The organism is Parapedobacter sp. (assembly GCF_053550995.1).
Genome location: NZ_JBMQOC010000105.1, coordinates 26,193 through 40,547, shown reverse-complemented (window position 1 = coordinate 40,547; position 14,355 = coordinate 26,193). Strand labels below are relative to the sequence as shown.

The following is a 14,355-nucleotide window of genomic DNA, read 5'->3' as shown; positions in this document are numbered from 1 at the left end:
TTTATGTCATAACGGTGATCCTCCTCCCATCGATTATAAATTTGACGTGACCGGTCAACTCCAGCAGCTCCAACAACCTCGAAATAGAGAAACTCCGAGGGAGCATCAGTATGCTGAATTGCTCGGTAACCTGCGTTTTGTATTCAACATCGACATCGTACCACCGGGCAACCTCCTGCATGATTGTTTTCAACTCTGCATTTTCAAAGTTGAAGTAGCCGTCTTTCCAAGAGGTCTCGGTATCCGATTCCACCTTGCATTTCAACAATACAGGGTTTGAAACACGCGTCGTCTGCTGGATTTGTTCGCCGGGCTTTATCAGCAGGGCATCCTCTCCGGCTTTGAACTTTACATGGCCTTTATCCAACGTGGTTTTGATGACGGTGTCGGCCGGATAGGCCTTCACGTTGAAGGACGTTCCCAGCACCTCTATTTGTGCACCATTCGGCAAGTTGACGACAAAGGGCCGTGCTTTGTCTGAAACAACGTCGAAGTAAACCTCACCTTGTATTTCCACCGCACGCTGTTTCCGACCAAAAAAACCGGGAAATCGAATGCTTGATGCGGCATTTAGTCTCGCCGAACTGCCATCTGGCAACACCACACGGTACTGTCCGCCCTCTGGTGTCTGAACGGTATTAAAGCCTGCCGATCTGTTCTCTTTCCCGGATGAATAGGTGATTTGACCTTCGGAAAGTTGAATCCCAGGAACTCCACTGCGCTTGGATGTATTACGTGTTGCGGTATCGTCCAGAACCAGTAAGCTGCCATCGGCCAACGTAACCGTGGCTTTATTCGAGCCCGCGCGGATGTCGTTTTTGTATCGCTCTGTCCGCGTCAACGAGTCGATTTCCCGCGTATGGCTTTTGTAAAGCCAAAACGCTGCAAAGGCGGTAAGGAATAACGCCAGGCTTGCAACCAATCGCATCGAAGAACGTGCGAAATAGGTTTTTCGATCGGAAATCTCCTTAGGTTTTATCTTGTCAAACCTAGCGAAATCAGCCCATTCCCGACTTAAAAAAGAATCATCATCCCCAAGCTCGGTATACAACGTATTCAATTCCGGGTATTTCCGTAAATACCTTTGCAATTCAATCCGCTGTAACTCGGTGAGGTTACCGTCAATAAACAACCTGAACAATTCTTCTATTCGTTCTGATTCCGGGTTCATATTTGATCTATTTCATTAGCTATAACAACTGACATGGAATTTCAACTCAAACAATCGGACTTTTTTTGTTAAAAAATAAAAACGTTTTAGCTGGCTATACCAACCCTTTGTGTGCCAGCGATTTCTTGATTGAGTTGAGCGCCCGGGTTTTTGCGTTACGAACATTTTGCTCGGAGGTATTTAGTTTTTCGGAAATTTCTTTCGTTGACAGGCCATCGAAGTAAATCAGGTTGAAGACGACCCTGACTTTTTGCGGTAACTCTTCAACCTTATCATAAACATAATTAAGAAGCTGCGCTTTCATCATTTTGGCCAAGATAAAATCCTCGGTATGTTCAGATAGATAGAGGATTTCGTCATGCGCTGTTGACCGTACTTTCAGCGATTTCAAGTAATTAAGGGCTGCATTCTTGGCTGCTTTATACAGAAAGGCCTTTATGGATGGTAATTCTTCGAAGTTCATCCGGTTGGCCCACACCTTTTGAAAACATTCGGCCACGATATCCTCAGCCTGTTGTTCATCACGTACGAGCTGGAAAACGAAGTAGCAAATTGGCCGATAATACCTTTCAAATATTTCGCTGAAGGTCTGTTGCGATATTCCCGTTTTGTTGGATAACATTGCTCAAAATTAAGTTTATACCAAAGCCCCGTTTTACAACTGCATAGCTGGTTCAGTTCAGTTGTCCAACAAGTAATGTCGACCGTGGCGGTTTGCCTTCTACGGTTAGTTTAGCAAGCAGCGGTTTCCAGCTGTTTACATTTACCAGACAAGTCTATCGAAAATGAGTCGAAAAACTATCCTGCTGTGTCCTGTAACAACGCGGCTAAGCGATTAATCGCTCGGGATTATCATCGGAAAAAAGTTGAAATGAAATATGGGATACGTTATTCTTTAACCAGCGACACACGATATAGATCTTTTCGTCGATCGAGCATATTTTTAACGGTTCCGTATTGGTTGAGTTCTTTCAATAAATTCAAATCCACATCGACAACCAGAACCATCTCGGTATTCGGAGTGGCCTCCGCTTTGATGGCATTTGTTGGAAAGGCAAAATCGGAAGGTGTAAATACCGCCGACTGTGCATACTGTATATCCATGTTGTTCACCCTCGGCAAGTTCCCTACTGCGCCTGCAATCGCAACATAACATTCATTTTCAATGGCACGGGCCTGCGCACAGTTTCTAACCCGTACGTAACCATTTTGGGTATCCGTTAAAAATGGGACAAACAAAATCTGCATTCCCTGGTCGGCAAGAATCCGGCCCAGCTCGGGGAACTCGACATCATAACATATCAGTATGCCGATCTTTCCACAGTCGGTCTCAAAAACGCCGACCTTGTCACCACCGTGCATTCCGTAATATTTCGTTTCATTGGGTGTGATATGCACTTTCCGGTACGCTTCCGTTTTGCCATTACGCTGGCAAAGCCATGATACGTTATATAGCCTACCGTCTTCCTCGGTGACCGGCATGGTACCCGCAATGATATTCACGTTGTATGAAACGGCCAGTTGTTGGATGCGTTGCTGTATCTCGGCTGTCATGTTTGCCAACTCCCGCATCGCTTCGGTGGTAGGCATATGGTTATAGGGTTCCATCAACGGTGTGTTGAAAAACTCCGGAAAAAGGGCAAAATCTGCGCCGTATCCGCTTACTGCATCCACAAAGAACTCCACTTGGTCATAAAACGCCTGGACGTCTTTAAACGTACGCATCTGCCATTGTACCAACCCCAACCGGATGGTTTGTTTGGAGGGCGATGAAGCCTTCTTTTTCGGCTCATAGTAGATATTGTTCCATTCCAGCAACGTGGCGTATTCCTTGGATTCCGTATCGCCTGCGAGGTAATTTTGCAGTATTTTCTTCACGTGGAAATCGTTCGCCAGTTGGAAGGTCAATACCGGATCGTACACTTCTTTCCGCTTAACTTTCTCGATATACTGCTTCGGCGTCAGCTCGTCAGCATATTCGTGGTACTTAGGCAGGCGGCCACCCAGCAGGATACCTTTTAGATTCCAATGTTCGCATAGTTCTTTGCGCGCATCATAGAGCCGTCTGCCTAAGCGCAGATCCCTGAATTCCGGGTGCACAAAAGCCTCGATTCCGTATAACACATTACCTTCTGGATGATGGGTCGAAAAGGTACCTTCGGCGATGATCTCCCGGTACGTGTCGGTAATATCCGTCTTTTGGGTATCGATGACAATGGCCAATGCGCAAGCCACCACCCGACCATCAACTTCAACACATAATTGACCTTCGGGAAAGAGCCTAATCAAATCTTTGATGTTTGTCCGCGTCCACAGACCGCCCACGCCACCGTAAGCCCTATTCATCGAATCGATTAGGTCATTATAGTCTCTCAGCGATAATTTTCTGACTTGAATTTTCATACCGTCCAAATTGAATCCACATTCAAGGAATGCAATGCTAAACCTAATGAATCATTTTGACGGCTGCAAATGCTTTTAACGGAAGTGGCCAACCACTCGGTTAATTAGCCTCATCATATTCCCCTTGTAACGCATACCATCCGAATATGCATAATCCGCCCGTGATGATGGGCATCAATATAAATGTATAAATGATGGCAGGCACCAGATCTTCAGGCCGGTCACTGGAAAATTGAGGTATGGCCTGGCTAACAATCAAATAATACCCCGCGGCCAAACCGAGGGCAATCCAAACGATTCCTAATATCTTTTTTATCGCATTCATGTTCACTGTACGTTTTGGTTTTTGTTTTTGATATAGAGCAGACCGATGATAAAGCTGACACCGGCGATGATAATCGGGTACCACAGCCCCTCAAGGTAGGGCTTTTCATTTGGCAGGGCATTACCTGCGGCAAACATCGCCTCATTGGCAAACTGTGCTTTGGCAACCAAGTAAGTAGCGACGGCCGGAAGCAAACCACCGAAAATACCGTTACCGATATGATACGGTAATGACATTGATGTGTACCGGATCCGGACAGGAAACATCTCCACCAGAAAGGCCGCAATAGGTCCGTAAACCATGGTGACATAGATTACCAGCACAAACACGAGCAATACGAGCGATACGAAAGCGCTTGACCCCACGTGGGTGTGTGCTACGGACGTTGGCGTTGAGAACTCCGCTTGGCCCGCTACTTTTACTTCCTCCTGCACAATCGTATGCACCGATCCGTCAGTGAAAAAACGTTCTACGGTAGTAACCCGCAACGAGTCACCCCTTTCGCCATGCATTGCCACGTGCTGTCGCGTCGAGTATTCGTCAACCAATTCCTGTTTGTTTTCAATGTCCGTCAATTGATAGATACGGTCAAATATCGGGCGGTATGTGAGAATAGCCAGTAACATGCCAGCCAACATAACGGGTTTTCGACCTATTTTATCAGACAACCAACCAAAGAACACAAAGAAGCCCGTGCCGGCCAGCAACGCCGCACCAATAATGTAATTGGTTTGGTCGAAATCCACTTTGCACACACTCTGAAGGAATGATAGGGCATAAAACTGGCCCGTATACCAGATAACGCCCTGCCCCATGGTGGCCCCGAACAGCGCTAGGAGCACGAACTTGAAGTTATACTTTTTGCCAAAAGATTCCTTAAGCGGATTGGTAGAGGTATTCCCCTCGCTTTTTGCCTTCCTAAACAATGGTGATTCATCCATATTTTTCCGGATGAAATACGACACCACGACCATAACGGAAGAAATCAAAAAGGGCAATCGCCATCCCCATTCATCGAACGCTTCCTCAGACATGCTTCCCTTTGTGAGCATAATGACCGCCAGCGAGATAAACAGCCCAAAGGTCGCCGTCGTTTGAATCCACGAAGTACGGTATCCGCGTTTTCCAGGTTCCGAATATTCAGCAACATAGGTGGCTGCGCCGCCATACTCACCACCCAATGCCAGGCCTTGCAACAGCCGTAACAGTAGGACGATGACAGGGGCCGCAAACCCGATGGTTTCGTAACCCGGCACCAAACCGATCGCGCAGGTGGCCAACCCCATTACGAGCAACGTAACCATAAACGTATACTTACGGCCGATGATATCACCGAGGCGACCGAAGAACAAGGCACCGAAAGGCCGTACCACGAAACCGGCAGCGAATGTAGCTAATGTAGAAAGAAATGCAGCTGTGGGGTTATCGGGCGGAAAGAATTTGGTAGAAATGATAATTGCTAGACTGCCAAAGATATAAAAGTCATACCATTCAATGAGTGTGCCTAACGAAGAAGCACCGATGACTTTCCATAGGTTCCTTTTGTGGGTAGCTGTGTCTACAGGGGAAGATTCTTGCATAGATAATTATTCGATAATTGGCCAAAAAATATCCCATTCTTTCAAAAATGGGATACGATGGGCCTAAATTAATTACAATTATTCAATACTGATAGCGGAATTATAAAAAAATTATAATTTCGAAGCACTCGCTTCATCCGTATACAAGACCGCATCGCGGTGTAATCGCAGGATGGTGGAGGGGTATAGCGGTGTAATATTGCCCAGCAACGTGTGGTGGACAGCGTCGGCTTTATTCAGGCCGGGCACCATACAAAAGATATAATCGGCTGCCATCAATGCCGGAATCGTTAGTGTCAACGCGTGTGTTGGGACGTCCAACAGCGTATCGAAACATCCATCATTCACCTGTTGTTGTCGGCATGTGCTATCCAGATCGACCATTTTTACCCACATTAAGTCAGCAAAGTCGGCAACATGCGGATCGTTGAATGCAATGTGGCAGTTTTCACCGATTCCCATGCATACGATGTCAATCGGGTGTTCCTGTAACAGATGAGCATAGCGTTGGCATTCGTCCGCGATATGGGTAGCGTTGCCATCCAAATAGTTGACCGATCGGAAATGCAACTTACTGAATAGACGGTTTTCGAGAAACTTACCGAAACGCTGGGAAGCATTGCTCGGCAAGCCTATGTACTCATCCATGTGGAAAGCATTCACCCGGGTCCAATCGACATCACCGCCACTCACAAGTGCTTCCAAAAATTCATTTTGAGAAGGTGCGGCGGCAAAAACCACGTTAACAGTGGATTGCACGGCCAATAAGTCCAACAACTTTCCCGTTACATCTCGAGCCGCCGCTTTCCCCATTTCCACGCGGTTACCAAACTGTTTGACAACCAACGAATCTACTTTCCTGTTCACCATTTTTCAATTCAACTGGCAACGTAGATCATCTCTCCCTTTACCATGGTCATTTTAATGTTGATGTACTCGTCAAAAATTACGATATCAGCTTCTTTACCAGCTACCAAAGTTCCGACACTACGGTCCACACCCAGGATACGCGCCGGTGTTGCGGTCATCATCCGTATCGCATCAATGAGCGGTATGTCTGCGTCGTGTACCATGGTACGTACGAGACGGTCTGCAGTTGCCGTACTACCGGCGAACGCCGACCGATCGGGTAACTTGGCCACACCGTCTTCTACCAGTACCTTGATGCCGTCTGCCAAACTACCTAAAGTGCTCGGCCCCTCCGGCATCGCAGCCGCACGCATGGCGTCGGTTATCAATGCGATGCGGTCGGGTCCTTTTATCTTATAAGCCAATTTGAGTAGCTCGGCAGGCAGGTGCCTGCCATCCGCTATGATTTCCACATCCATCTCATCGATAAGATAGGCGCTCTCGACAACTCCTCCGTAACGAAAAGCATTCCTCCGGGTGACACCCGACATCGCTGAATATAAATGGGTAACCAGTGAATAACCATGCTCGAAGGCTTGGATAACATCCTTATAGAGCGCATTGGTGTGCGCAATGGATGGTAAGATTCCGCGCTCGCGCAAGACATCACCGAACGGTATAGCACCTTTGCGTTCGGGTGCAACACTCCATCGCTTGATGGAAGAAGAACTATCCAGGATTTCCATATATTCGGCCGGATCAGGATCCCGGATGTACCGGGGGTCTTGGGCCCCTCGTTGCTCCATGGCAAAATAAGGTCCCTCGATATGCACCCCCAGGAATCTTGCTCCTTTCATGTTGGCTGCTACCGCCTGTTCATAGGTAGCTAACGACCGGATGATCGCCGACTTAGTGCTGGTCAACACCGTAGGTAACATTGCGGTCGTGCCGAACCGGGCATGCGTTTCTGCAACGTTCAGGAAGGCGTGCATATCATTATCCATGAAATCCGATCCACCGCCGCCATGGACATGGATATCGACAAAGCCCGGCGAAACATAGGCACCTTTCGCATCGATGATTTCGGCATCGTACCCTATTGTCTCATCTTCACTCACGGCTTCGACCTTACCATCGGCAATCAAGACCTCGCCGTTTCTGATCAAACGATACGGCGTAAGGATGCGGCCGTTGATGATTTTCACGTATTTTTTCGACATTGGTGATTCTAGTAAATAAACAATGGTTTTCTACCACTTTCTAAGTTTGTGCCCCCACATGGCATAATAAATGAGATAGAGGTAGCAGGGAAGCAGCACCCAATAGGCCTCGCGTAGCCCGATCGTATCTGCAAAGTACCCGTATACCATGGGCAGTATCGCATTGCCACACAAGCCCATGATCAGCAGGGATGCCCCTACCTTGGTAAACCGCCCCAGCCCGTCGATGGCCAGTGGCCAGATACCCGCCCAAGTGAGTGAATTGGGAATACCCAAGAGCACGACAAACCAAATGGATATATCCGTTTGATGCCCGAATACACTAACGTCGCCGCGCGTAAATACGATCAACAACGAGAGAACGGCACCCATGATGGTAACCAGCCGCAGCATATTCTTTTGGCTTATCCAGCGAGGTATAACCGAAATACCCAAACAATAGCCAACAATGGCCGTGCCCAAGGTGTAAGAAGGGAAAACCTTGGCCTCGATCAGTGACACCCCCATCGAACCCGCATAGTTGATGATCGTATCGATGGAGATAACCTGCGCGCCGACATGGATGAAAATCGCAACGGCCCCCAACACCAAATGCGGAAACTGGAAAATCGACGTTTTGCTATGGTTCGCGGCCGACACCTCTTCCGATTCTCCCTCGGTGTCTATTTCAGGCAGTGGCGAATAGCGCACCCCGATTCCGATCAGCAACAGGGCGGCTCCGACAATGGTGTAGGGTACGATAACCCGTGCAATGAGTTCATCCAAGGCCGCAGAGCGCGCGACATCGGTCATCGATGCCAAACTATCGAAGAGCGCTTGGTCTGTGGGTCGCAACACGGCTGCCGCAAAAAGCAAAGGCGCCACAATCCCTGCAAATTTGTTGCAGATTCCCATGATGCTAATGCGTTGAGCAGCCCGTTCTTTCGGCCCGAGAATCGTAATGTAGGGATTAGCAGCGGTTTGGAGAATGGCCAACCCGACGCCTATCGTGAATAACCCGATGAGAAAAACCTCATAGGTACGCGTCATCGCCGCGGGCACGAAGATAAAGGCCCCAAGGCTCAGTGCAAAAAAACCGACCATCATCCCCTTTTTGAAACCGATCGCCTTCAATAGGTAAGACGAAGGCACGGACATGACAAAATAGGCAATGTAAAACGCAAACGCCACGAGATACGACTGAAAATGGGTAAGCTCGCAAGCGATTTTAAAATACGGAATAAGGATGGCGTTGATCCACGACAGGAACCCGAAGATAAAAAACATCCCTGCGATGATCACAATGGAGACCGTGGTATCGCGTCTTGAAAGTGATGCGACATCTATTTTGCTTGGTGTTGTCATGGGATCCGGTTAAATGGTTGGTTCCCACCCGCGTTCATACTCCCGGCGCCATAGTTTTTTCGCTTCCCTGTTGTGTAGGATATGACCATTAGCGGGGTCTGTCTCCAACATGCCGCCGCTGCGCTGGGCAATATTGCCGAGTTGAACCAGCAGCGTACTGATGTGGCCACTTTCGATATCAGACGCCAATTGGCCACCATTTTTAATACCGTCGAAGAAATTCTGGATGTGGATGGCATCCAAGGCCTGTGAAGGGTTGGTAAGGTTGCGTGCATTAATCACTAGATCGTTTTTAACCTCTTTCACCAACTCACCCTTGAGGTCATACACTTTATAGGCATTTCCGCCATCAATTTGCAAAGAACCATTTTCACCGTAGAAGATAACGCCAACGGACGAACCTTCTACCGGTGTACCATTGCAGCTCCTACCTTCCCATGTAATCATACTTTGGTCAGCAAATTCCAAGCTAATGACCTGCGTATCGGGGGTCTGCCAGTCATCCCGATAGCGATATCGTCCACCGGTGGAGGTCACTTTGGTGGGGTAATCCACCTGTAGGCCCCAGCGGGCGAGGTCGACCATATGCGTACCGTTATTCAATGCCTCACCGGTGCCCCAATGCCAGAACCAATGCCAATTGTAATGGATCAGGTTGTCTTTAAACGGACGCCGCGGCGCGGGACCCTGCCACAACTCGTAGTCCAACCACGCCGGCACCGTTATCTCCTTGCCCACACCGATAGATGGCCGGTTATTGGAATACCACGTTTTCGCGTAATAGGGTTTACCGATGATACCGCCGTGCAGTTCCTGGATCGCTTGTGCTACATTGGGCCAGGAACGGCGTTGGTTACCCATTTGGATGACATTGCCGTATCTTTTCTGTGCCGCAATAAGCAGCTCCCCCTCATTTGGATTATGACTGGCCGGCTTTTCGAGGTAAACGTGCTTTCCCGCTTTCGACGCCAAGATAGCCGCTGGGGCATGCCAGTGGTCAGGTGTCGCGACCACCAAGGCATCAAAATCTTTTTTCTCGAGCAATTTCCTGATGTCTCCCTCGAGGTTGGGACGTGCGCCCTGTATGGTCTCCACCTGGGCGGCACACTTTTCAGCCGCCCGCGAATCCACGTCACATATATAAGCGATTTCACAATTGGGCTGCGACGAAAAATTCTTGGATAGCGCAAGCCCCCTTGCATTCACCCCCATCACGGCCACACGAACACGATCGTTAGCTTTTAAGGTATTTACATAAGCCCGAGCGTTCATCCCGGTAAAAACGCCACCTAATGATAAAGCCGCAGCGCCGATCGTTGTTTTCTTGATAAACTCTCTTCTTGAATTCGTTTTGGCATCCATAACTTAGTTAATTAAATTGATATATACTGTTTTAGTCAATCCATCCTTTCATAGCGCTGGCAATTACCAATTATTTCAAGAAAAAACCGAAAAATCACCCATGGTTTTACTCGACTACGCATTTGGGTTATGTGTTTGCTGAAATTCCCACCATGATCGCAGGTTACATTTTCAGCAGCCCGGCTACATTTACGGCTACACCGCCCCGCCGTTTACTTTCGTCTGCGGCTTCCATGAACGCAACCAATTCTGTGGTCTCCTCGGGGCTGACCGGAACGATACCGGAATTGAAAAAATCGACAATATGATAAAGTAACGGTAAATATCCCTTGTATTCACCAATTGTTTGCTGGCCTTTAGTGCCATAAGCCATGCCACCAAACCCACCTTTCCCTTCTCGGATCCCTCTAAAAACGCCAACGCGGCCATCGGTCCATGTGCCAACGACAATATCCGTTCCATCGCTATACATGCGCCTAACCTCTTTGCAACCCGTCCCTAACAATGCGTATAACATTTCAACGCCATGTATGCCATACCAAAACAAATCCGGATGGGTGGGTTCTAATGTAGCAGGTGCAAAAGCATCGGCACCCGTAATGTTACCAATCAACTTCCCCGAGGCCAACGCTGGGATGTTCTCGACATATCGCAATGAAGATGATGAAAAGGTAGGTATGCCATATTGTTTTGCCGCGTCAAAAATCGCCTTCGTATCCGACAAAGAAGCCGCAATCGGTTTGTCGATAAACACACGCTTACCCGCTTTGAATACCTGCAACACCTGCTCCAAGTGGAGCCGACCATCATTGGTTTCCAGTAGGACCACATCTACTTGCGCCAATAATGCCTCGATTGAATCCACGATAGCGACTCCGTGCTTTTTCACGTCATCTATGTATCCCGGTATACGTTTAGCGCTGCTTTCAATGGTCCTACTTCCGTAGGGATAAGCGGCCACTACCCTGTATCCCTTAAGCTTCTCATCGGAGGTAGACGCGTTCAGCTCCTTCGTAAATGCCACACTGTGCGAGGTGTCCAAACCTATGATTCCCACACGCTTCCCTGGCATCGGTTCATTTGAAAAACCCACTTTGGTCATGGACATTGCGGATAAACCGACGCCCATAGCAGTTAGGTCTTTTAAGAATTTTCTTCGATCTATTTCCATAGTAATTTTACTTACGTGTACGTACACGCACCTTCCGAAAGCACCAAGGCCCTATATATTTTCCTATTTTTCACACGGCTCTATGGTATTTATAATTGCATTGCGGTAACGTACCCGCTAAATACGCCATTATATTTTTCTCTTCCAAATTATTTAATGAAAAATTTCCCCTATCCGTCGTGATCGGCGGGCTATTAAAGATTAGTTCTTGTAAAACGCAACATTCTCGCTTGTAATGATATCAATGGGCATGTATTGTTCTTTGGCTACTTCCTGTCCGGTAACAACGTGCTGGAACAACGCCGTTATCCCGGCGTAGCCCTGTTCTTCTGGCTTCTGGCCAATCAGGAAATCGATGGTTCCGTCGTTCAGGTAGCCTACATTCTCGGCTATCGGATCGTAACCGATGAGGATGTATGGCTTGGTCGGTCGTTTGCGCAGGTATTTGGCCACACTCCGCACCCTGGAGTTAGTCACGAAGAATGCTGCGATGTCGGGGTGCCGCCCCATGCAGTCCCTCAATGCGGCGCCTATCGCTTCGTCTGTGGTATTTGTGATATCAATTCTCTCTATTTCAATATAACTATCCACCCTATTCGTCGCCTCCATATACGCGCGAAATCCTTCCTCTTTCCGCAACAGGTGATGATAGGCATCGATTTCCCTGGATATATTAACGACAAGCACCTTTCCTTGTTTTAACCCGAATCGTATCAGTTGACCTGCCAAAGACCCACTTTTGAATAAGTGCGGACCAATATATGCCAAGGCCTTTGCGTCGGGTATATCCGAATTAATAAATACATAAGGCAACTCCCTAGATTCACAAACCAAGATGAATTTCCGTGCCTCTTCTACGAAGGAAGGGGCTAAAACCACCCCGTGGAAGCCACCCTCTAAAATTGCCATGGTCTGTTTCTCAAATGATTTTTTGTCGTTGAGGTCAAAGAGAAACAACTCCAATTGGATACCATATTGTTTGATTTCGTTGTGCGCACGCTCCACCCCCACACGTAGCGCCCCCCAATAATCCGTTTCCTTTGCATTGGGTATCAGTACGGCAAATCGATTGGTTTTCTTGGAAGCCAACCTACTGGCAAGTATATTCGGCTGAAAACCGATTTCCCTGATGATATCATTGATTTTCTGCCGGGTCGTTTCCGATACCCCTTTCCGATTATGTATCACCCGATCCACGGTTGCTATCGAAACATTCGCTCGCCTCGCGATTTCTTTTACGCCCGAAAGCTGTCTCACCGGGTTATCTTTTTTCACGATCTGTTTGTTTTTTATTATCAGCACTTGTCCCGTTTTAACGGGATACTACCCTTGATGATTACGCATGAACACAAAAAACAGCCAAGGCTGCCCGATTTGTTGGCGTTTTGAATCGGGTTAAATCCCATACTGCTTTAATATCTTCAGCACGGCAGGGCGTATCTTTTGCAACATTCGGTCGAAGCCGAGATCATTGGGATGGGTACCATCTGTGGTAGCCTCGTGATCGTCACCCAACAGACCGTCAGCTGTAATCAAATAAAGGTCGTCCACCTCTTTTTGCAATTGGTCTATTTCGTACTTGAAATTGGCATTCTGGGCAGCCACGCGTTCCGCTATCGACCGATTGAAGTTCCCGCCTTCTCGCACGACGCTTTGTATCGCAATAATAGGCACTCCGGGATGGCTGGCACGGATGGTTTTCACGAGGTCGGCCGTACGCGCCGTCACCTGGGCCGGCGACGAATTGGGCACACAGTCCAAAATGAAGGCATCCATATCCATTTGAGCGAGTGCTTTGGCCACTTCAAGTTCCATCTTTGCATTGCCACTTACGCCGAAGTTCAAGAAATGATAACCCGTTTCCCGGGAAAGCCTTGCCGGATACGCCAAACCCGGACGGCTGGCCGACGCGCCATGCACAATGCTCGAGCCATAAATGACAATGTTCTTTTCAAACGGGTTCGGCCTTGCTGAAATATCGGCATCTGCTTCTATACCGATTTCCAGGGAGGTTGTTTCGTCATATAGCGGAAGATAAAGCAAACATTCCTTATCGCCCGGTTCCATATCTTGTACTAACGTATATTCGTTGCATTCGTTGGTGGCCGGCCGCGCTACGCCGGCATATTGCCAACGACCATCCCGTTTTATGTAAAGGTCCAGCCCCTCAAAAGCGATTGCCGTCATGTTATTCCCCGGCTTCCGTGCACTCGTGCACCACTTTGCCGCAATCTTTGTACTGTTGGTGCTGAAGCTGATGGCCAACCCGGCCGAATGGGTCAACAAGCGCTTTACAGTGAGGGGCATCGCTGGGAATGCCGTTGTGTCCAAACGATGGTAGAACGGTCCGTCCGGAAATGGTTTGCCTATAAGGGTGAGTTGTTGGGCATCCGTGTAACGCAAGGTATCGGCCGCTTCTGCAAACGAGCAATCCACCATGCCCATGCATACAAAGCATACCCACAGGTATTTAATTCTTCCAATCATATCGTGATTTTTAGCTTTCTAATTGGCGTTAAAAGTAAGAAAATTATCTCTACGACCAACATGGCTTGCAGGAGATCTGCCCACTATCTGGATGACAGAATTGGCTGCGTCCGGCACCCGCCATACCCTAATCCGCAGCCATCGTTATATGGAGGAAGTCTCAATCAAATCGAGCCAGCACTTCGTGCCTCATTTTTTTATGCATCGAACCCGCTCAAGCACGCTTGGCCGGACCACTCCATAAAAAAACCCTTGCGAAAGCAAGGGCTCCATTGCGTTGGTCGGGATGACAGGATTCGAACCTGCGGCCTCTTCGTCCCGAACGAAGCGCGCTACCGGGCTGCGCTACATCCCGCTTCTGGCTCGGTTGGTGTGCAAAAATATTACTTTCTCACGAAAAAATTCAACCCATTTCTTGGATATTCCATTTTTTATTTAACTTT

12 protein-coding genes and 1 tRNA gene are annotated in these 14,355 nt (G+C 48.2%); all 13 read right to left on the bottom strand.

Annotated elements, in window-relative coordinates; all coding sequences use genetic code 11:
• Position 1: 1 nt before the first annotated feature.
• The 13 genes from ACO1NT_RS13965 to ACO1NT_RS13905 all read right to left on the bottom strand — a co-directional run bounded on the left by ACO1NT_RS13965 (position 2) and on the right by ACO1NT_RS13905 (position 14,267).
• Complete coding sequence (locus tag ACO1NT_RS13965; RefSeq protein ID WP_449049304.1) at positions 2–1,171, bottom strand: FecR family protein; 1,170 nt, start codon at positions 1,169–1,171, stop codon at positions 2–4.
• Between the two features lie 94 nt (positions 1,172–1,265).
• Positions 1,266–1,793: an RNA polymerase sigma-70 factor gene (locus ACO1NT_RS13960; RefSeq protein WP_449049302.1), complete on the bottom strand. Its 528-nt coding sequence runs from the start codon at positions 1,791–1,793 to the stop codon at positions 1,266–1,268.
• 266 nt (positions 1,794–2,059) lie between these two features.
• On the bottom strand, positions 2,060–3,574 hold the full coding sequence (locus tag ACO1NT_RS13955; protein WP_449049301.1) for a GNAT family N-acetyltransferase: 1,515 nt from the start codon (positions 3,572–3,574) through the stop codon (positions 2,060–2,062).
• 100 nt (positions 3,575–3,674) lie between these two features.
• Complete coding sequence (locus ACO1NT_RS13950) at positions 3,675–3,899, bottom strand: DUF6814 family protein (RefSeq protein WP_449049300.1); 225 nt, start codon at positions 3,897–3,899, stop codon at positions 3,675–3,677.
• 2 nt (positions 3,900–3,901) lie between these two features.
• Positions 3,902–5,479, bottom strand: coding sequence for an MFS transporter (locus ACO1NT_RS13945; RefSeq protein WP_449049298.1), 1,578 nt, complete (start codon positions 5,477–5,479; stop codon positions 3,902–3,904).
• A 111-nt stretch (positions 5,480–5,590) separates the two neighbouring features.
• The gene (locus ACO1NT_RS13940) at positions 5,591–6,349 is read right to left on the bottom strand and encodes a glucosamine-6-phosphate deaminase (protein ID WP_449049297.1); all 759 of its coding nucleotides are present in this window, start codon (positions 6,347–6,349) and stop codon (positions 5,591–5,593) included.
• A gap of 8 nt (positions 6,350–6,357) precedes the next feature.
• Positions 6,358–7,548 carry an N-acetylglucosamine-6-phosphate deacetylase gene (gene nagA / locus ACO1NT_RS13935; RefSeq protein ID WP_449049295.1) on the bottom strand — a complete coding sequence of 397 codons (1,191 nt, stop codon included), beginning with the start codon at positions 7,546–7,548 and terminating at the stop codon, positions 6,358–6,360.
• Positions 7,549–7,578: 30 nt separating this feature from the next.
• Positions 7,579–8,892, bottom strand: a complete 1,314-nt coding sequence (locus tag ACO1NT_RS13930; RefSeq protein WP_449049294.1) for a sugar MFS transporter — start codon at positions 8,890–8,892, stop codon at positions 7,579–7,581.
• Positions 8,893–8,901: 9 nt separating this feature from the next.
• Positions 8,902–10,254 carry a Gfo/Idh/MocA family oxidoreductase gene (locus tag ACO1NT_RS13925; protein WP_449049292.1) on the bottom strand — a complete coding sequence of 451 codons (1,353 nt, stop codon included), beginning with the start codon at positions 10,252–10,254 and terminating at the stop codon, positions 8,902–8,904.
• Between the two features lie 163 nt (positions 10,255–10,417).
• Complete coding sequence (locus ACO1NT_RS13920) at positions 10,418–11,383, bottom strand: Gfo/Idh/MocA family protein (protein WP_449049291.1); 966 nt, start codon at positions 11,381–11,383, stop codon at positions 10,418–10,420.
• 243 nt (positions 11,384–11,626) lie between these two features.
• Positions 11,627–12,700 (bottom strand): LacI family DNA-binding transcriptional regulator, encoded by a 1,074-nt coding sequence (locus ACO1NT_RS13915; protein WP_449049288.1) that lies wholly within the window; start codon positions 12,698–12,700, stop codon positions 11,627–11,629.
• Positions 12,701–12,820: 120 nt separating this feature from the next.
• Positions 12,821–13,912 (bottom strand): SGNH/GDSL hydrolase family protein, encoded by a 1,092-nt coding sequence (locus ACO1NT_RS13910; RefSeq protein ID WP_449049286.1) that lies wholly within the window; start codon positions 13,910–13,912, stop codon positions 12,821–12,823.
• Between the two features lie 278 nt (positions 13,913–14,190).
• Positions 14,191–14,267 (bottom strand) — tRNA-Pro (locus ACO1NT_RS13905).
• Positions 14,268–14,355 lie beyond the last annotated feature (88 nt).